The organism is uncultured Rummeliibacillus sp. (assembly GCF_934216135.1).
Classification (GTDB): domain Bacteria; phylum Bacillota; class Bacilli; order Bacillales_A; family Planococcaceae; genus Rummeliibacillus.
In genome coordinates this window covers 1-18707 of sequence record NZ_CAKQBI010000041.1, presented here as the reverse complement: position 1 = coordinate 18707, position 18707 = coordinate 1, and the positions used below count along the sequence as shown (strand labels likewise).

20 protein-coding genes and 2 pseudogenes are annotated in these 18707 nt (G+C 35.6%); 8 read left to right on the top strand and 14 right to left on the bottom strand.

The window, feature by feature from the left end:
• Positions 1-1123: hypothetical protein (locus tag Q0977_RS16465; protein ID WP_299515899.1), on the top strand; the 1123-nt coding region annotated here is incomplete at its 5' end.
• A gap of 540 nt (positions 1124-1663) precedes the next feature.
• On the top strand, positions 1664-2206 hold the full coding sequence (locus tag Q0977_RS16460; RefSeq protein ID WP_299515897.1) for an SMI1/KNR4 family protein: 543 nt from the start codon (positions 1664-1666) through the stop codon (positions 2204-2206).
• Between the two features lie 376 nt (positions 2207-2582).
• Here Q0977_RS16460 and Q0977_RS16455 read toward each other — a convergent pair whose 3' ends face one another.
• From Q0977_RS16455 to dacB (Q0977_RS16445), 3 genes are all read right to left on the bottom strand, one after another.
• A complete protein-coding gene (locus tag Q0977_RS16455; RefSeq protein ID WP_299515895.1) occupies positions 2583-3599 on the bottom strand; it encodes an aromatic acid exporter family protein in 1017 nt (338 codons plus the stop codon).
• Positions 3600-3659: 60 nt separating this feature from the next.
• Positions 3660-4100 carry a BrxA/BrxB family bacilliredoxin gene (locus tag Q0977_RS16450; RefSeq protein ID WP_299515893.1) on the bottom strand — a complete coding sequence of 147 codons (441 nt, stop codon included), beginning with the start codon at positions 4098-4100 and terminating at the stop codon, positions 3660-3662.
• Between the two features lie 157 nt (positions 4101-4257).
• Positions 4258-5715 carry a D-alanyl-D-alanine carboxypeptidase/D-alanyl-D-alanine-endopeptidase gene (dacB, locus tag Q0977_RS16445; RefSeq protein WP_299515891.1) on the bottom strand — a complete coding sequence of 486 codons (1458 nt, stop codon included), beginning with the start codon at positions 5713-5715 and terminating at the stop codon, positions 4258-4260.
• A 267-nt stretch (positions 5716-5982) separates the two neighbouring features.
• Here dacB (Q0977_RS16445) and Q0977_RS16440 point away from each other — a divergent pair, with 267 nt between their 5' ends.
• The gene (locus Q0977_RS16440) at positions 5983-6687 is read left to right on the top strand and encodes a hypothetical protein (protein WP_119414900.1); all 705 of its coding nucleotides are present in this window, start codon (positions 5983-5985) and stop codon (positions 6685-6687) included.
• Between the two features lie 65 nt (positions 6688-6752).
• Here the strand turns inward: Q0977_RS16440 and Q0977_RS16435 are convergent, their stop codons facing one another.
• The 8 genes from Q0977_RS16435 to Q0977_RS16400 form a co-directional block, all read right to left on the bottom strand.
• Complete coding sequence (locus Q0977_RS16435) at positions 6753-7181, bottom strand: GatB/YqeY domain-containing protein (RefSeq protein WP_299515888.1); 429 nt, start codon at positions 7179-7181, stop codon at positions 6753-6755.
• A gap of 85 nt (positions 7182-7266) precedes the next feature.
• Positions 7267-7650 carry an OsmC family protein gene (locus Q0977_RS16430; protein WP_299515886.1) on the bottom strand — a complete coding sequence of 128 codons (384 nt, stop codon included), beginning with the start codon at positions 7648-7650 and terminating at the stop codon, positions 7267-7269.
• Between the two features lie 40 nt (positions 7651-7690).
• On the bottom strand, positions 7691-9145 hold the full coding sequence (gene dacB / locus Q0977_RS16425) for a D-alanyl-D-alanine carboxypeptidase/D-alanyl-D-alanine-endopeptidase (protein ID WP_299515885.1): 1455 nt from the start codon (positions 9143-9145) through the stop codon (positions 7691-7693).
• 307 nt (positions 9146-9452) lie between these two features.
• On the bottom strand, positions 9453-9686 hold the full coding sequence (gene moaD / locus Q0977_RS16420) for a molybdopterin converting factor subunit 1 (protein WP_299515884.1): 234 nt from the start codon (positions 9684-9686) through the stop codon (positions 9453-9455).
• A complete protein-coding gene (locus tag Q0977_RS16415; protein WP_299515883.1) occupies positions 9679-10155 on the bottom strand; it encodes a molybdenum cofactor biosynthesis protein MoaE in 477 nt (158 codons plus the stop codon). Before Q0977_RS16415 ends, moaD begins: the two co-directional genes overlap by 8 nt.
• 1 nt (position 10156) lies before the next feature.
• Positions 10157-10666 (bottom strand): molybdopterin-guanine dinucleotide biosynthesis protein B, encoded by a 510-nt coding sequence (gene mobB / locus Q0977_RS16410; protein ID WP_299515882.1) that lies wholly within the window; start codon positions 10664-10666, stop codon positions 10157-10159.
• On the bottom strand, positions 10636-11925 hold the full coding sequence (gene glp, locus Q0977_RS16405; protein ID WP_299515881.1) for a gephyrin-like molybdotransferase Glp: 1290 nt from the start codon (positions 11923-11925) through the stop codon (positions 10636-10638). Before glp ends, mobB begins: the two co-directional genes overlap by 31 nt.
• A 13-nt stretch (positions 11926-11938) precedes the next feature.
• The gene (locus Q0977_RS16400) at positions 11939-12955 is read right to left on the bottom strand and encodes a thiazole biosynthesis adenylyltransferase ThiF (RefSeq protein ID WP_299515880.1); all 1017 of its coding nucleotides are present in this window, start codon (positions 12953-12955) and stop codon (positions 11939-11941) included.
• A gap of 94 nt (positions 12956-13049) precedes the next feature.
• On the opposite strand from Q0977_RS16400, the gene Q0977_RS16395 reads away from it, so the two are divergent.
• The 3 genes and pseudogenes from Q0977_RS16395 to moaC all read left to right on the top strand — a co-directional run bounded on the left by Q0977_RS16395 (position 13050) and on the right by moaC (position 14621).
• A complete protein-coding gene (locus Q0977_RS16395; protein WP_124217624.1) occupies positions 13050-13541 on the top strand; it encodes a molybdenum cofactor biosynthesis protein B in 492 nt (163 codons plus the stop codon).
• On the top strand, positions 13538-14140 hold the full coding sequence (locus Q0977_RS16390; RefSeq protein ID WP_299515879.1) for a molybdenum cofactor guanylyltransferase: 603 nt from the start codon (positions 13538-13540) through the stop codon (positions 14138-14140). Before Q0977_RS16395 ends, Q0977_RS16390 begins: the two co-directional genes overlap by 4 nt.
• A pseudogene (moaC, locus tag Q0977_RS16385) lies at positions 14133-14621 on the top strand (cyclic pyranopterin monophosphate synthase MoaC). Before Q0977_RS16390 ends, moaC begins: the two are co-directional and overlap by 8 nt.
• 44 nt (positions 14622-14665) lie before the next feature.
• Here the strand turns inward: moaC and Q0977_RS16380 are convergent.
• The 3 genes and pseudogenes from Q0977_RS16380 to fdhD form a co-directional block, all read right to left on the bottom strand.
• Positions 14666-15448, bottom strand: coding sequence for a formate/nitrite transporter family protein (locus Q0977_RS16380; protein ID WP_299515878.1), 783 nt, complete (start codon positions 15446-15448; stop codon positions 14666-14668).
• Between the two features lie 28 nt (positions 15449-15476).
• Complete coding sequence (gene moaA / locus Q0977_RS16375; RefSeq protein WP_299515877.1) at positions 15477-16496, bottom strand: GTP 3',8-cyclase MoaA; 1020 nt, start codon at positions 16494-16496, stop codon at positions 15477-15479.
• Between the two features lie 24 nt (positions 16497-16520).
• Positions 16521-16880, bottom strand: a pseudogene (gene fdhD / locus Q0977_RS16370) (formate dehydrogenase accessory sulfurtransferase FdhD); the annotation flags it as partial.
• Between the two features lie 52 nt (positions 16881-16932).
• Between fdhD and Q0977_RS16365 the strand changes: the two are divergent.
• Positions 16933-17439 carry a substrate-binding domain-containing protein gene (locus Q0977_RS16365; protein WP_299515901.1) on the top strand — a complete coding sequence of 169 codons (507 nt, stop codon included), beginning with the start codon at positions 16933-16935 and terminating at the stop codon, positions 17437-17439.
• A gap of 40 nt (positions 17440-17479) precedes the next feature.
• Complete coding sequence (locus tag Q0977_RS16360; RefSeq protein WP_299515875.1) at positions 17480-18541, top strand: ABC transporter ATP-binding protein; 1062 nt, start codon at positions 17480-17482, stop codon at positions 18539-18541.
• The last annotated feature ends 166 nt before the right edge of the window (positions 18542-18707 follow it).

The following is an 18707-nucleotide window of genomic DNA, read 5'->3' as shown; positions in this document are numbered from 1 at the left end:
TACTCAAGCAGCCCTTATACATTACGGAGCTCATTCATATGTCGGCAGGGTTATCACATTAGGATCACCTCATTATGGATCCGAATTAGCAGACCTTTCATACAGCTGGTATGCAGGATGGCTTGGGGAACTGCTCGGGCAAAATGATGCAGGTACCTATTCATTACAGGTTGGGGAAATGGCAAAATTCCGCTCCGTAACTGACAGCAATTCTAACCGCAGTAAAAATAAATACTATACGGTAGCTGGAACAAACAAAGGACCGGCCCTTTCTGCACTATCCCTCGGTGGAGCCTATTTATCTATCTATGGGGCAAATGACGGACTCGTTACAGAGACCAGCGCAAAGCTGCCTTATGGCACACACTTATTCACCGATAGCACAATTGATCATGATAATATCCGTCAAGGTTCCAAAGTTTTTTCTAGGATTGAACCTTATTTACGCAGTGCTACCGTCAGCCAATTGTCCACTAATAACGAAACATCGAGTCAAACAGACACGGCTATCCACAGTGAATCCTCCAACTATATCACGGGAGGCAAGCTATCAGATAACCAAATCACCAAAAAAGAAATCTATGTTCCTGCCAAAACAAATGGCACTATCTCCGTCTATACAGCCAGCAATGATACGACTGTTGAGTTAGTTGCACCAGACGGAACAATTATGAAAGCTACAGGCCCAGTAAAAGATGAAATGATTCTCTCTGGCGCAAACGTTTATACATTCCAACCAGATGAACTCGTCGAAGGTTCCTGGACAGTACAAATGAAGGCAGCGAATGACAAGGATGCCTACTTACTAGTCTCCTCCTTTGATGAACCTGGGAAGCTGGAACTCGACATGGCTGGCAAAGGTAAGGCAGATCAAACATCATTCACCTTAAAAACGCCAAAGCAAGCAGGAACAACAAAACTTTCCTTCAAATTCAAAGATCCGGATGGAAAGGAACTAAAGCAAACGATTAATCCTAAGAGCACAAACGGAACCAAGTTCACCTCCAAGCTACCGAAAGTTTCAAAACCCGGCGTATATAACATGACTGTTGACATGAAAACAAAACACCCGAATGGCAAAGAATCAATCCGGACTTTGGTTCGCTCAGTTTATATTGAATAGATAGGCAAAAAGAGCCCTCTTATGAATATAAGAGGGCTTGTTTATGGTGTTAAAAAGGACTAGCGATAAATATAGAAGCGTAAGATTAAGCATTTTTGGAATCACTATGCCGAGGAAAATGTGAATATATGGAATATCTAAATTCAAAAGGTATTATAAGAGATATTACCATCAAAATGACAGCGGTGTTAGAAAGAAATTAGGGCTATACCCGATGGAACATATACTTTATTAAATAATAAATTAGTTAAATTCCCCAATTAGATAAATGGTCTAAAAAAGTAGCTTCTAATATTCGCGCTGATTGGCAAAAAGGAGCAAATTACAATTGAGCTCCAGTAAAAAAATTAGAAATGAATACGAAAAGAAGTATAACGTGCAACCAGATTTGGCCAGGAGATAAAATTGACTTACATCATATAAAAACTGTAGCATATGGAGGAAGATCAAAATTAAATAATTGTATAGGAATTACTAGAAAAACATCAAAAAATCACCTCGAGGTTTGCTAATTATTAAATAGTCGGGAGGTAACAACATATGCCAGAAATCAAAAAAGTTTTAGACAATTTAAAAAGTAAATTAGATGAAAACTTTTCTCGATTAGATCCAGATGGCTTAATCGGACGTGATGGTACTGTTTTACGTGAAAAGTGTATTTTTAATCCCCCAGCAAAAGAAGAAGATATTCGTTCACTTGAGAAAGAATTAGGGATAAAAGTCCCGCAAGATTATAGGGAATTTCTATTGCTACATAATGGTATGACACTTTTCAAAAGTTATCTTATGGAATTTAAATTTTTTAGTCTAGACGAAATTCGTGAAGGATTTAAAGATGTTCAAGAATTTAAGAAAGAAGAAGATCTAAAGACTACAAAAGATTATCCTATTGGAGAATTTCAAGATGTAGGATATATAATGGTGGACGCGCATAAGCTTAAAAAGCATTCTTCGCAAGGTGCAATTTATGTAGGACATATAATGCCTGAGGCAACAGAAGAATCGTTTGTAACTTTTGTTGAGAATGTTATAGAAAACACTGGAGAACTTTTTTGGGAAGATTCTAACCTTCCAGAATATTAATTATTTCATAATGATATAAAACACCAGGACTCTTATTTAGTGAGTAACTGGTGTTTGTTTAGCAGAGATAAGCTACAAGCATACTTTAATTATTAATAACGGTCTTGCAGTGGTACATGTGACTTATAGGGCGTGTGAAGTTATATGATGAATGAAGAACAAAAGAACAAATCCGTTAATCTATTTTAGTCTGCTTTAGAATTTTATTGTGGTGTAAGAGGAATAAGCCTGCCAAATCGTTAATTTTTTATCATATTCGATAGCCTAGGTGACTCATCTGAAATGGTGTTAAAAGCATATATTCACGCTTGCAAGAAAATAAAAATGCACCACCCGAAATGTTAATAACACACTTCAAAGTGATACATTTTTCAACTCAATTTTGGGAACTTCCCTGTTTTCTATCTTTTAATTTTCTTGCCAAACGCCGATATGATGGTCTTATTCCTTTAAAATCTTTCTTAATGACAAGGTATCGATCCATCTCTTCGATGAATTGGTATAGTGACGCCATGGCTAAGAACTTTTCGTGAGTTGTCGGCAATGGGAGCTTTGCAAATTCTATCCTTACATCTTCTAATTTACTACGGTATTTTTGAGTTGTATTACCTGAATGGACGTTTTCAGAAAGTTCTTCCATAAAATCTGCTACAAGTTCCGCCTGTTCTACGATGACCGGCAAGTTTGTGATTTTCGGTAAAACTCTTTCAATAATTTCTAGTTGTCGTTCACGTATATCAAAATATTGATAATAGAGATTTTCATGTCTCGTCAGGTGATTTTCTACATCTTGATAAGCAAGTGCCTTACCTTTGTTGATGATTGTATCCGCTTCAACAAGTTCTTTACCATCCCAACTAGTGTCTCCATTACGCAAGTATTTTGTAATTTCCTTAAATATTTTGCTAAATAATTCTTCTATTTTCAAACGGTATTCATCTAACTTAATTTGTATATCTGGCATATACATATTCACCGCTAAGGCCGTTCCAAAACCGATCAGCATTAATAATAATTCATTTATCAACAAGCCCCATGTGAAATGGGCTGTAGAGAAAATATGTAAAATAATAACGACAGAGGATACAAAACCAGGTGTAACCTTTATCATAACAAGTATAGGCAAGAAGAAGAGCACCATCAACCCTAGTATCCACGGGTGATAGCCTAGTAATTCAAAGAAAGCAACGGACATGACAATACCTATTAATGTTGCCATAACCCTCGTATAAACTGCATGAATAGATTTACGCTTTGTAGGTTGAATACAAAGGATTGTTAAAATACCTGCTGATGAGAAAAAATCTAAATGACAATATTGTGCAATACCGATTGACAATCCTGCACCTAGTGCCGTTTTTAATATTCGATAGCCAATATGAAATTTTTTCACAGAAACCACCTCCTAAAAAAAGAGCACTATAGAAAATAGCGCTCTTCTCTTTAAAAAAGATTAAATTTCTTCACAGAATTCTTCGAAATAACCTTGAATATTTGTAATAACAGACATTGGGTCATGTCCTTCGATTTCGTGACGACCAATTTCAGCTACTGGTTTACCATCTTTTAATAGCACGAATGATGGAGATGAAGGAATATGATCTTCACCAAAGTGCATACGTGCTTGTGCAGTAGCCTCTTTATCTTGACCTGCAAATACTGTAACTAAATGATCTGGACGTTTATCATAATTTAATGCATGAACAGCTGCTGGGCGAGCAATACCGCCTGCACAACCACATACTGAGTTCACCATTACAAAAGTTGTACCTTCACGTTTAAATGCTTCGTCTACTTCTTCAGCTGTTTTTAGTTCTTCATAACCATTATCAGTCATTTCACTGCGTGCTTGACGTAGCATATCTTGCATAAATAAATCATAATCCTTATTCATAGAATAATCGCTCCTTTCAATATCAATTATTACTATAACAGTTGTGGCAATGGTTTTCAAAGTAGTTGTTTCAAAAACGTATCAATTTAATAGGAATATCGGAGTTTTCATCAATTAAATGGTGTAACGAGCAAATTAATAGCTCTATCATATTTCATCACAATTCCTCAGCCATTACTTCTACAATCTCATCAATCGCTGGAACTGTTCCTTTTTGGTTCTGTACTAAAATACTGAAAATATATTTTTTCCCACTTTTCCCTATGAGATAGCCACTTAATGTATTGACACCTTCGATTGCACCTGTTTTTGCAAAAACTTTTTCTCTAGTTAATGGCGTGGTGAATCGATTTCTGAGTGATCCTCCGGTGATTCGATCTGAATGTGCAGCAACTGGTAAACTGTCAAAGAATGTACCATACCACCTCTTTTCTTTCTGAACGACAAACAAGAGATGTGTTAAATCTACACTCGATACACGATTATTATGCGACATCCCCGAGCCATCTTCAAAGGTCCAATGATCAATACGTAAATGTCTCGAATATGCATATTGTTTTAGGACACTTAAACCTGCTTTTGTACTTCCTTGATCCATTCTTACTTTCCCCATTGTTTTGACCAAAATATCTGCAATACTATTGTTACTTAACTTCATATAAGGAATCATAATTTCAGCAAGTGGAATGGACTGTTTTTGAACGATTAACCTTGCTTTTGTTGGCGTTTTTTCGCGATAGAATTCTTCTTTTGAAAATTGTATACCATATTTCTCTAATACGTGTTTAAACAAAGTAATGGTATGTTCAGTTGGATTTTGAACTGTAATCCACTCTTTCACATCTTTCCCTAATGGTAAATAGCCACTAATCGTAATTTTATTTGTTCGATATTCTCTTTTTATCTTAAGGGTGCTATATTGATTGGCATAAACGGTTTTAGCATTATTTTCAATCTTTAGGTCGCCTAATTCAGGGGTTATTTTAATCTTTGGTTTCTGCCCGACTTTTTTGCCTATTGCTTCTACAATGATTGATCCAGAATCGTAATCACTGTCAGGGGACATCGTTAGAGCAGTGACAGGTGCTGCGTAATAATAGGACTCATCCTCTTTTTTAATATCTGGTGTCAATAAGTCTTGATCAAACCAAAAATCATCTGCTACGATACGTCCATCTATTTTCTTTAATCCTGAGTATGCAAAAAAGCGTGCAAATTCTTCTAGGTCCTCAATTGTTAAAGTAGGATCGCCTTTCCCTTGTATATATAAATCCCCATGAAGTATACCATTTTTCACCTTTCCAGTTGTATAGATATTCGTAAGAAAACGATAATCTAGTCCCAATTCTGTTAAAGCGGCAGCACCCGTTAATAATTTCATATTCGATGCAGGTTTTTGTTGCCGATTTCCATTTAAATTGTAAATGACTTTTCCTTTTTCATCACGAACTGCAAGACTTACCTCAGCATTTGCCATTTTACTTTTCACAATTTTTTCTATGGATGTATTTAATTTTTCTAATTTTGGAGTAGCAGCTTCTGTAGGAATTTGTAAGCCCAATAAACTGAAGATCATCATACAAGTAACGAGAAGTATACGGATTCTTTTTGGCATTCTTTGACCCCTTGTCGCTAAACTATGGTATTTGTTATTGAAATCGAATTGCAAATTTTATTTGAATTACTAACGCTAAACTTATCATAATTCTTTCCATTTTTAGTTTTGTTGATACTGATATATATATTCATCTTGAAAGGAATTTAGTAATTTTGTTTCCGATAAATTAATATGGTACTTCTATGTCAATAAAGGTTATCATCTACAGCATTTAAAATAATTTGACATCCTCATTATGTTAAAAAGTATTTTATGTAATATAGTTTGGGGCTTTTCAATATTCACATAATCATTTTCCAAGAAAAATTTACGTATACTGCTATTCAAGGAGGTATTAACATAAGAAAGGTTATTTTCATCCTGTTTTCATTATTCATCGTAGGGAGTATTTTTGTTTTCACTAATCAACTTAATGCTAAAGAAAACACTAGACCTTCAGATAAAGAAATAGTTAATATCTTAGAAAAGCTAAAAGAAAAAACATCAAAAAAATACAAAATAGGTACATATAAAATTAGTTTAAATGAGATAAAAATCGAAGTAGTTGGAAGTCAAGAGTACTATGACTCAGTAAAAGATGAAGTGAAAGAGTTTGTAGAAAATACCATTAAATCAACACCATTTGAAAAGTATGTTGTCAAAGTGACCAAAAGTGAAATAAGTAAACTAGTTAGCAAAGAAGTTATAGAAGAACACCATCTAATGCAAGAAATAAGCACAACAATAGAGGATGCGTTATCAAAGTTTTATCCAAAACAAATGGACCAAATAAATTTAGAGAATACACCCACAGAGTTAAATATTGGAATAAAGACTTTGTTAAGTAGAAAACAAAAAAAGTCTACTATGGGTAAAGAAATGGAAAAGAAAATATTTCTAGAATTAGATAAGTTACATTCAAATAAACTTATAAAAGAAAGAAACATTCAAATAACCATTTATAACAAAAGTGGTGAAAAAATAAATTAAAACAAAAAAAGTTTAAGAGAGTAACAATCGCTACTTTCTTAAACTTATTTCACTTTATCATCTATCTATTTGATTAAACTTTTAACAGCTTTTGCAATCATTGAACCTTCTGCTTTACCAGCTAGCAAAGGTTTTGCGATTTTCATCGCATCGCCCATGTTCATACCTGAAGTAATGCCAGCTTCTTTTAAAGCTTCGATTACTTTTTCTTCGGATAATTGTTCAGGTAAAAATGATTTCAAAATTTCAAGCTTTCTATTTTCTTTTTCGATTAAATCACTGCGGTTCGCTTTTTCAGCACCTTCTAAAGCTTGATGCGTTTGTTTTACTTCACGGTTTAAAATGGCAATTTCTTCTTCGTGTGTCAATTCAGAGCCTTTTTCTTTTTGAGCCAAATCAAGTGATGATTTCACAATAGATAATACACCTTTTGCTACTACATCTTTTTCCTTCATGGCTTTTTTTAATTGATCAAAAACAACTGTTTTTAACATATTACTCATTCCTTCTTTATTCAATTATATCTATTATAACACTTTTGTTGGTTATCCAATCTTAGTGTCAAATAATATATTGAATCTAATTCTCGGTAATCTTCACAGTTGCCCCATTTTCAATGGTATTTCCAATAGTACAACCCCTTTTCACACTTTTGAGTAATTTTCTTTTATAGGATTCATCTAATGTGTCAGGTAACTGAACTTGAATATCAAAAGCTGTTAAACGATTTACACCAGAGCCTTTAGTAGATTGTACTGTAACGGTTAGATCATCCAAGTTATAGTTAATTTCATCACGTTTTAAAATTTGACGAGTAGTTAATGCAATACATAGACCAACAGATGCTTCGATTAACTCTTTAGGATTTAATCCTTCTAAATTACTTGCAGTTGAACCTTTCGCCTGTATCCCTGCGCCATTTAAAATATCAATTTGTCGATTTGTATGTTTAATAATCGTCATGTCTCATTCTCCTTTTAAACTATACTTTACTCTTTAGAATTCATAAATTCTCAGCCATTACTTCCACAATTTCATCAATAGCTGAGATTGTACCGGATTTGTTCTGTACTAAAATACTAAATGTAAAGTTTTTACCACTACTTCCTATTATATATCCACTTAGTGTATTAACACCCGTCAATGACCCTGTTTTTGCAAAAACTTTTTCTGCTGTGAGTGGTGATTTGAGACGATTACGTAGCGTTCCTCCAACCATTCTTTCTGAGTTTGCAGCAACTGGCAGACTATTAAAATAGGTACTAAACCAATTTTCCTTTTGAACGACGAACAAAAGTTCTGTTAAATTATTACTGGAAACCCGATTGCTATGTGACATACCTGAGCCATCTTCAAAAATCCATTCTTCTATATTCAATTCACGAGATTTTGCATATTGCCTTAAAACCTTTAATCCTGCTTCTGTGCTACCTTTTTGCATTTTTACTTTCCCCATAGTTTTCACTAAAATATCGGCAATTCCATTATTGCTCAACTTCATATAAGGAATCATCAATTGTGAAAGTGGTGCTGACTGCTTTTGAGCAATTAGTTTGGCACTTTTAGGTGTTTTTGCACGATAAAGCTTGACCTTTGAGTATTGAATATGGTTTTGTTTTAGTAAATTTTTAAACATTGTAAGTGTATGAGTTGTTGGATTTTGTACAGTTACCCATTCTTTTAAACTCTTATTAATAGGCAAATTTCCACTTACAACAATTTTATTTGTTCTAAATTGACGCTCTATCGTTAACGTATTGGGCTCGTTAGCCTCTACTGTTTTCCCTTTATTCTCAATAACTAAATCCCCTAATTCTGGCGTTATTGTAAGAGATGGTTTCTTTCCTACTTTTTCACCTTTTGCTTCTACTATGATCGTACCAGAATCATAGTCACTATTTGGAGAAGTGGTTAATGCTGTGATTGGTGCAGCATAATAATAAGACTCATCCTCTTTAGCAATCCCTGGTGTTAACAAATCTTGGTCAAACCAAAAATCATCTGCCACAATTCTTCCATCAATTCGCTTAATTCCTTGAGCTGCAATACTACTAACAAATTGTTCAAGGTCTTCCTTATTGAAAGTCGGATCACCTTTACCCTGAAGATAAAGATCTCCTTTTAAAACACCATTTTTTACTTTTCCATTAGCATAAATACTAGTTTTAAATCGATAATTTTGCCCTAAGACGTTTAAAGCTGCGGCACTTGTTAATAACTTCATATTAGATGCTGGTTTTTGTTTTTGATTTCCATTCAAACCATAAATTATTTTCCCCTTGTCGTCCCTAATCGCTACACTGACATCGGCTCCAGCCATTTTATCGTTGACAATTTTTTTAATAGATTGGTCAAGAGTTTGAGTTTGAATCGTACTAGCCTCAGCTGACATGTTGGCACCAAACAAACCAAACGTGATAATACAAGAAGTTAGAAAAATACTTAATCTTTTTTTCATATGATTTCCCCTTTGCGAAAGAATATTCTAGCTCTATATTAGAATTCAATATTGTTATAACCTTTTCCTATTAAGATTAGAAAATCCGTTCTATCGATAGAGTTTTTCGCATTTTATAGGGTATTTCTAATTAGAATAAATTAAGATTTTAAAATTTATTTACTATCAATACTTAATCAAAAAACAAAAAACCCCTAACCTCAAAAATAGAGATTAGGAGTTATTCATAATTACCTAAAAATACTATTATTTTCGTTAAAATGGCACTAGTTATTTTAAGTGACATTATTTAAATTGAATAGATTGACTAACCACCACTAATCGGTGGGATTAACGCTACTGTATCACCTGATTTTACAATCGTTTCATCGGTTGCAAATTCCTCGTTTACGGCAGTCATCGTTTGGTTTAAAGATGTTAAAGTATACTGCTTCTCTAACCACTCTTTTACTTGTTGAACTGTTACTTCTGAGGCATCCATTGTAACTTGTGATTGACTGGCTGCCTCTTGTAGTTGTGCAAAAAGTAGAATGTTAATCATCCTTTTCCCCTCCCTCAAAAGGTGTTCCTGTCGGATAAGGTACATTCTCAAGCTGATCGCCTATCCAAGCTGTACCATCTTCCCAAAATTCCTTCTTCCATATCGGTACAATTTGTTTTATACGATCAATGGCGTATTCATTTGCCTCATAGGCTATTTTTCGATGTGGTGAAGAAACAGCAATTACAACCGCAATATCTGAAATTTCTAGACGTCCTGTACGATGTGTAATAGCAATTTGTACTTCTGGCCATTTTTCTTTTATTTCTTTTTCTATTTGTTGGAACATTTTAATGGCCATTGGTGGATACGCTTGATACTCTAAATGCAACGTTTTTTTACCCTTTGTCAATTCTCGAACCGTTCCAATAAAAACAGTGATAGCCCCTGCATTACGACTTTCAACTTTTTTTGTGACTTCCTCTACACATATAGGCTGATCTGTAATAATAAATAAATTTTCTTCCATTCTAATTCCTCACTTTTTCCAGCAAAAGATTCACATAAAGATCTTCTTGCTTTATCGGATAGACAGGGCATGTAAAAATAGATGCATCTACATCTTGCCAATAAAGCACGCAAATAATATTTGTCAATTTCTTTAAACTATCGATATCCTCTTGACGACGGATTAATACGACTTTTGGATAATCTTCGTTCTTATAGCCCTCTACTAAAATTAAATTAGGCTGAAATTGTTGATATAATTCAACGAGCTCCTTTAGTTTCCAAGATGCTTGCTGGATAGTCAAAAACAATGTACCTGCTCCTTCGACCCCCGCAATCACCGCGCCTGCTTGTTCATGACGCTGACTGTCTTTTCGATTTACAGCTGTTGGAGCTCCACCATGACCATGATGTTTAATCGTTGCAACACGTGCACCTTCTGCTGTAGCTGCAACAATTAGTTTCTCCATTAATGTTGTCTTGCCACTATTTTGGTAACCTACTATCTGTAGGACGGCACAATGTTGTCCCAAGGCCACTCACTCCCTAGTCCATCCTCTAGTAATAATACGTCTACACGCATGCCCTTCTCATAACCACGCGTACCCCCAGGAAGTACGATGAAAGCTTGAGCTTTTGCTAAAGAGGAAACAGCACTCGATTTATTGAAGCCTGATGGTGCTGCAATAAGCTGTCCATTTTCAAAGGAAATACTTGCCCGGATAAAGCGCGTAAATGGATTTGCCTTTTTGAAATCTTCTCCTAAAATTGCCTGCTCTCTGTGCAAATGCGGTGCTGGATTTGAAAATGCTGTTCGTACAATTGGACGAACAAATAACTCAAAACCAACATAGCAAGCAGAAGGATTTCCTGAAAGTCCATATAATAGCTGTCCATCACGTTGTGCAACGGTTGTCACACTACCGGGACGCATTGCTACTTTATTAAATAACACTTCTGCACCAAGAGCTTTATAAATTGCAGGCAAGTAGTCATAGTCCCCTACTGAAACACCACCTGTTGTTATGAGTATGTCCACTTCCGATAAAGCTGATTTCACTGCATCAATACAAATATCAAGATTATCACTAAATTTTCCAAAGTAACGTGCTTCGGCTCCAACACGTTCAATTTGGGCTAATATCATATAAGCATTACTATTACGAATTTTACCAGGTTGAAGTGCTTCATCTGTTTCTAACAGTTCGCTCCCAGTTGCGATTACTCCAATGACTGGTTTACGTGTTACAGGTACTTCATGATAACCAAAAGTAGCTAATAATGCAGAGACACCAGGATTAATATACGTTCCTTTTTGAACAAGCGTTTCTCCTTTTTTCATATCTTCTCCTTGATACGAAATGTTGTCGCCCTCTTTATAAGCACGTTTAATTTCCATATAAGACTTACCGTCTTTTTCATATGTCTTGGTTAGTTCCAGCATTACAACTGCATTACAACCTTTGGGAATTGGAGCTCCAGTCATAATACGAACAGCTTGTCCCTGTTGTACTTGTTCTGGAAAAACAAAGCCAGCTCCAATTTCTCCTACCACTTCAAAAGTGACAGGTTGATCAGCTGAAGCAAATTCGCTGTCCTCAGCACATATTGCAAAACCGTCATAAGGTGAACGATCAAAGGCTGGTACGTCATGATCTGCTTTTAAATCTTCTGCTAAAAAACGACCATATGACTTAGTTAACGGTACCATTTCTTTTTTTCCTGTAAAAGCAAATTGCATTATTCGACCAACAGCCTCACCGACTGCAATAGGTGTTCTTTTTTCTAACATTTCTTTACGCTCCTTAACCTAATAAACTGTAATATAAATTTTTTGCTTGCTGTACATCATTTGTACCATGTACAAGTACTCGACCATCCTTAAAAATCACCAGGCGATAATCTTTTAATTGACATGATAATAAATAAGGATTTTGTTGAATAGTGCCATGCTTTTGAAGCTGCTGGGCTAGGTAATCTAAATTATATCCATCTAGTCGAACAGGTCGAATTTGTACAGCATTCCGTCCACATAATACATCCACTTTTGTTTGATTTTCGTAAGATAGATAGGGATGATCTGCGTGTTCACCACATGATGGACAATCATCTTTTTTCGCGTTTTGTACGCGCATCTCATAATGCTGGTTATTCCAAACATCAAAGGTTCGATATGTCTTACATACAGCGTTCCAATCTCCGACTAAAATTTTCAATGCCTCTGCTACTTGATAAGCTGCTACCATTTGTACAGTTGGACTAATGATACCCGCTGTATCACAAGTTATCGTCATATTTGGCACTGACTGCATTAAGCAATGAAGACATGGAGTCTTTTCAGGAATAATCGTATAAGTTGTACCGTAACTTCCAACGCATGAGCCGTATATCCAAGGAATTTTGTATTTTTGTGATAAATCATTTATAACAAATCGAATATCAAAATTATCCGTACCATCAATCATAACATCCACATCATGTACGATACCCTCTAACGATTCTGCTCTTGCATCCATGACGATTCCATGAATCTCCACGTTCGAATTAATACGTTTTAATCTATCCTGTGCTGCAACTGCCTTAGGTATTTTTTGCTCAGCTTCTTCTTCACTATACAATTGTTGACGTTGTAAATTACTCCATTCAACATAATCTCGGTCCACAATTGTCACTTTACCTACACCGGCTCGTACAATAGCCTCTGCACTAGCACTACCTAATGCTCCAGCTCCTACAATAAGTACATGTTTTTGTTGCAATAGTTCCTGCCCTTTTTCACCAATCGGCTGAAACAATTGTTGTCTAGAATATCGATCATTCATTTAAAACTCTGCCTTTCTCTTATTAAATTTTATTTGACCTTTCATTTTATATCGTTATAATTAATCATTGATTCTATCAATAGGAGGATTCACAATGCATCCAACCCATAAAGATCGTGACATACATGCTGCAGTTTTAACTGTTAGTGATACCCGCACAATAGAGACAGATAAGGGTGGCCAACAAATTAAAGCACTTCTTGAAGAAGTTGGATTTCACACTGCTGATTATTGTATTGTAAAAGATGATGCTGCTACAATTACTGAAAAAGTACAAGCATGGTGTGATGATCCTAATATTAATACTATCATTGTAACAGGTGGCACAGGATTTACATCACGTGATGTCACTTACGAAGCAGTAACACCGCTTTTTGAAAAAGAAATGCACGGTTTTGGTGAACTATTTCGCTCATTAAGCTATGAAGAAATAGGTCCGCGTGCCATGTTTAGTCGTGCTGTTGCCGGTTGTTTAAAACAAACTGCGATTTATGCTTTACCTGGTTCAACAAATGCAGTTAAACTTGGGATGAGTAAACTCATCATTCCTACAGTGCAACATTTTATAGGTGAGTTACATCGATGACAAAAATTGCAGGTGTCGTATTAGCTGGTGGTCAATCCTCTAGATATGGAAAACCCAAAATGTTCGAAAATTTCAACGGGCAATTATTATATCAATATAGCTTACAAGCATTGAAAAAGAATGAACTTAAGCCACTTATCATTTCAACAAACGCATCATTATCCACGAAATTCAAAGACAAGGATGTTCGCTTGAGTATTGAGAAAACAGTACATCAAGGACCGCTTTTTGCGATACATCATCTTATATCCAACACACCAGATGCCGATTGGTTTTTCGTACTTGCATGTGATATGCCTTTTATAACATCATCTTTTGTTAACAAGGTGTTATCCGTTGTAGACGATACATATGATGCTATCGTACCTATGCAATCGGATAAAATACAGCCACTAGCTGCACTCTACCATCGTAGTGTATTGCAAAAAACAGAAAAATTATTGCAGCAAAATAAAAGAAGTATGCAATCATTACTCGACCAACTGAATGTTTGCTATGTATCTATCCCAGATGATGAGCAAGTATTCATCAATATTAACGCCATAACTGATTGGCCCAATTACTCAATACAGCACAAAAAAGGAGATTATCATGACTGAATTTACGCATTGGAATGAAGAAGGTCGTCCTAAAATGGTCGATATTTCCTAAAAAAGCGAAACGAAACGAACAGCTATTGCACGAAGTACTGTTCTATTATCAACTAAATTATACGAAGTCATTCAACAAGGGAATATTAAAAAGGGAGATCCCACACAAGTTGCACAAATTGCAGGAATTATGGGCGCAAAGAAAACCTCTGATCTTATTCCGATGTGTCACACTATAATGTTACAGGGGACGGATTTTACATTTAACTACGAAAAAACAGATTCAGGGTACGCACTTCATATAGAAGTACTTGTAAAATGTAAAGGAAATACAGGGGTTGAGATGGAAGCATTAACAGCTGTGTCCATTGCTGCTTTAACCTTCTACGATATGTGCAAGGCTGTCGATAAATCGATGGTGATTCAAGACACTTATCTTGTACAAAAAACTGGTGGTAAAAGCGGTACCTTTTTAAATGAACGTTTTTAAAAAACCGGCATAAGCCGGTTTTTTTTTGTGTTCTTTATTTTGTTTTATTTTGTTGTAGTTTTTGATTTTGCATATGAAATATAGTAGAATAAGCCAACAAAAATGGCACCACCAACAACATTTCCTAAGAAAGCTGGAATAACATTTCCTACGAATGCTCCCCAAGTAACTTGTCCTGCAAAAATTGCAGCTGGAATAACGAACATATTCGCAACAACGTGTTGGAAACCAATTGCAACAAACGCTGTAACAGGGAACCAAATACCTGCAACTTTACCACCAAAATCAGTCGCACCGAAAGATAACCAAACAGCTAAACATACAAGCCAGTTACAACCAGCAGCAGAAATAAATGTTTGTAAGAAAGAATCAGCAGTTTTTGCTTTTGCAATAGCTACTGTTTTATCTAAAAATGGTCCTGTTTCTGTTAAACCAACAACATGTCCAAAGAAGTAAGCTACAAATAAAGCACCAACTAAGTTGGCAAGTGTTACCCAAAACCAGTTTTTTAATAATGCTGGAATTGAAATTTTCTTAGCATATAAAGCCATTGCTACAGACATCATATTTCCTGTGATCAATTCAGCACCTGCTAATAATACTAAAATAAGGCCTAATGGGAATACTGTTGCACCTACAAATGTTGAGAAGCTTCCCCATGCTTCTGGCATACTACCACTAACTCGAATATCGAGTAAAAAACCTAAGGCGATAAATGCGCCCCCTAAAAACCCTAAGATTAACATCTTTAATATTGAACTATTTACTTTAGTTACACCTGCATTAATGGCGATTTGTGTAATTTCTTCTGGTTTATTAACTGCCATTCTATAAATCCTCTTTTCTATCAATTTATCATCCACCAATATGAGACATTTCTATCTTTCTCTTAGGGGATGAAGTGTGCTCTTTTCGCTCATCAGAATAGCGATCTGTCCTATTCTGCCAGACGTCGGCAATGCATTTTGCAATTGTCTCATCAGTTTCTCCAGAGCGTAAAAGCTTAAGTAAATCTGTACCTTCTGTTGCAAATAAGCAAGTATAAAGCTTTCCTTCAGCTGAAATACGTGCTCGTGAACAAGTAGAACAAAATGAATCGGTCACAGAAGAAATAATACCTATTTCTTGATCACTATCTTTGTACTGATAACGAGTAGCCACTTCTCCTTTATAATTAGGACTTAATGGCTCTATCGGTGAAAATTGCTGAATCGCATGAAGAATTTCTTTTTTCGATACAACATCATCTAGGCGCCAGCCATTGGAATTTCCTACATCCATATATTCTATAAATCTTAATGTATGTTTTTTGTCTTTAAAGAATTGAGCCATAGGAATGATATCTTGTTCATTTTTTCCCTTTTGTACAACCATATTGACTTTGACCTGGATTCCTGCTTGAGCTGCTTTTTCAATTCCAGCAAGAACATTTTTCACTTTACCACGTTGACCATTCATGGATAAAAAGCGTTCTTCATTTAAAGAATCTAGACTAACAGATACACGTGACAATCCTGCTTTTGCTAAATCCTCTGCAAAACTTTTTAATAGTGAACCATTTGTCGTCATCGCAATATCTTCTACGCCAGGCAAAAGATGAAGTCTCTCAATAAGTTCTACAATATTTTTTCGCAATAAAGGCTCACCGCCTGTAATACGAATCTTTTTTACACCAAAAGAAACAAAGATTTTAACAAGTCGCTCAATTTCATCAAATGACAATATTTGTTGAGATGGTAAAAAGGCATAGTCCGGTCCAAAAATTTCCGCTGGCATGCAATAGCGGCAACGAAAATTGCAACGATCCGTTACGGAAATACGTAAATCTCTCAATGGGCGCTTATATTGATCTTGTATCAAATTCATGCTTTTCATCTCCTTGTTCAGATACTGCTAAACTTATACATCTAATAGAATTCGTTCTGGATGTGTATATACATTTAACGAATTTTGACGAATAAATCCTACAGTTGTTATTCCTAATTGTTCTGCTAATTGTAAAGCTAATTCAGTTGGAGCTGACTTAGAAAGAATGATTTCACATCCGATTTTAGACACCTTAACTAAAATTTCCGATGAAATACGGCCACTAAATACAATAACCTTATCGTGAATCGAAATATCATTTTGTAAGCAATAGCCATAAATTTTATCAAGCGCATTGTGGCGGCCAATATCCTTACGACTCAAAATAATGTCTTTAGCATCACATAAGGCTGCATTGTGAACCCCACCTGTTTTTTGAAAGGTCACTGCATTGTCCAGCTTACATTTATATGATGGCGATACAGGCGAATATAATGTACCGTATGTGAAGAAGTTTTTCGTTAGCCAACCTTATATTTTATTTAACGTTGTATCGCGCAAAGCTGGATTTTACGTTCAAAAGGACAATCCCCTAAACATTCGTTCCTTTAAAGATTTAGCAAATCCAAATGTTTTCATCATGAACCGTGAAAAAGGTTCTGGTGCACGCACACTTCTAGATGAACAGCTCCGCATCAATCATATTATACCTTCGACAATAAATGGCTATAACAGAGAAGAAGCGAATCATTTGGGTGTTGCAACTGCAGTAGCAAATGGTGAAGCAAATGTTGGGATTGGTATAGAAAAAACAGCTAAATTGGTGGATGTAGATTTTGTGCCGTTTATTGATGAAAGTTATGATATTGTTCTATTAAAAACTAAAAAAAATAACCTGCTTATTGAAGAAGTAAAGAATATATTAACTTCTGAAGCATTCCACTCTGAATTGAGTTCAATTGGAGGTTATGACTTTTCTAAAACAGGAACAATTATTCACGAAACGTTTTGAGTATCTTCTATTATATATCAATTTAGTGGAGGCAAGATGTATGGCTTTTATAGAGCTCAAGCATTTACAGAAAACCTATAATCAGCAGCAATTCGTTCTAAAGGATATTCATGTTGATATTCAAAAGGGAGAATTTTTTGTGCTCGTTGGTCCATCAGGTTCTGGTAAAAGTACATTATTAAATATGATTGCTGGATTAGAAAGTATTTCAGACGGTGAGCTTATCATCAATGATCAGAGAATGAACGAAATACCACCCCGTAACCGCCATATTTCGATGGTTTTTCAACAATATGCGCTTTACCCACACCTAACAGTAAAGCAAAATATTCTATTTAATTTAAAAATGAGGAAGAAAGCAAAGAAAGAACAAGAAGAACGACTTAAAGATGCTGTAGTATTAACTGGATTAGAAAGCTTTTTATCCCGTAAACCACATGAATTATCAGGTGGCCAGCAACAGCGCGTTGCATTAGCACGTGCAATCGTCAACGATGCACCTATTTGCTTAATGGATGAACCTTTATCAAATTTGGATGCTCAGCTTCGAACACAAATGAGGACTGAAATTCGCCGTATTCAACAAAAGCTCGGACTAACGATTCTTTACGTCACCCATGACCAAACGGAAGCTATGACCATGGGTGATCGCATTATGGTCCTTCACGAAGGCATCGTTCAACAAATCGGAAAGCCGCTTGATTTATACAATCATCCTCAGAATGTATTTGTCGCCCGTTTTATCGGCTCACCAAAAATGAATATCGCGAAAGCCATCTGTAATAAGCAACACTTAGTTATTGAAGAGAAATGGGAAATTGAATTACCACAGTCAATCTCCTCTTCCCTTCCTCAACTAAAGGAATTTCTTGTAGGTATACGTCCTGAGCATATCCAACTAGGTGGGAACTTACAAATGCAAGTTCGAAGTATTGAACAACTCGGACATGAAACGCACGTTACCTTTGACATGCCCGGCGAATCATGGAATGCCAAATGGAGTGGGCAGCATCCAATAGACATTGGAACACCCCTCTCCATCAGCATCGATCCTCAAAATATCTATTTTTTTGATAGAGAAACTCAAAAAGTTTTACTATAGTTTTTGTAAAAAGGGTAATATAAAAAACTAAATATCGATATAAGTGCTAGATAGCATTTATGCCGTTTAAACACTCTTACTAACAAAATACAAAATCGAGTAGGAGGGAGTAATTAACTCCCGACCTCTCACACCACCGTACGTACGGTTCCGTATACGGCGGTTC

What these genes read in the sequence shown, in the direction of transcription:
- Q0977_RS16460 (WP_299515897.1), top strand. Translation starts at nt 1,664, where the DNA reads ATGCCAGAAATCAAAAAAGTTTTAGACAATTTAAAAAGTAAATTAGAT.
- Q0977_RS16450 (WP_299515893.1), bottom strand. Translation starts at nt 4,100, where the DNA reads ATGAATAAGGATTATGATTTATTTATGCAAGATATGCTACGTCAAGCA.
- dacB (WP_299515891.1), bottom strand. Translation starts at nt 5,715, where the DNA reads ATGCCAAAAAGAATCCGTATACTTCTCGTTACTTGTATGATGATCTTC.
- Q0977_RS16435 (WP_299515888.1), bottom strand. Translation starts at nt 7,181, where the DNA reads ATGTTAAAAACAGTTGTTTTTGATCAATTAAAAAAAGCCATGAAGGAA.
- Q0977_RS16430 (WP_299515886.1), bottom strand. Translation starts at nt 7,650, where the DNA reads ATGACGATTATTAAACATACAAATCGACAAATTGATATTTTAAATGGC.
- dacB (WP_299515885.1), bottom strand. Translation starts at nt 9,145, where the DNA reads ATGAAAAAAAGATTAAGTATTTTTCTAACTTCTTGTATTATCACGTTT.
- moaD (WP_299515884.1), bottom strand. Translation starts at nt 9,686, where the DNA reads ATGATTAACATTCTACTTTTTGCACAACTACAAGAGGCAGCCAGTCAA.
- Q0977_RS16415 (WP_299515883.1), bottom strand. Translation starts at nt 10,155, where the DNA reads ATGGAAGAAAATTTATTTATTATTACAGATCAGCCTATATGTGTAGAG.
- glp (WP_299515881.1), bottom strand. Translation starts at nt 11,925, where the DNA reads ATGTTAGAAAAAAGAACACCTATTGCAGTCGGTGAGGCTGTTGGTCGA.
- Q0977_RS16400 (WP_299515880.1), bottom strand. Translation starts at nt 12,955, where the DNA reads ATGAATGATCGATATTCTAGACAACAATTGTTTCAGCCGATTGGTGAA.
- Q0977_RS16395 (WP_124217624.1), top strand. Translation starts at nt 13,050, where the DNA reads ATGCATCCAACCCATAAAGATCGTGACATACATGCTGCAGTTTTAACT.
- Q0977_RS16390 (WP_299515879.1), top strand. Translation starts at nt 13,538, where the DNA reads ATGACAAAAATTGCAGGTGTCGTATTAGCTGGTGGTCAATCCTCTAGA.
- Q0977_RS16380 (WP_299515878.1), bottom strand. Translation starts at nt 15,448, where the DNA reads ATGGCAGTTAATAAACCAGAAGAAATTACACAAATCGCCATTAATGCA.
- moaA (WP_299515877.1), bottom strand. Translation starts at nt 16,496, where the DNA reads ATGAAAAGCATGAATTTGATACAAGATCAATATAAGCGCCCATTGAGA.
- Q0977_RS16360 (WP_299515875.1), top strand. Translation starts at nt 17,480, where the DNA reads ATGGCTTTTATAGAGCTCAAGCATTTACAGAAAACCTATAATCAGCAG.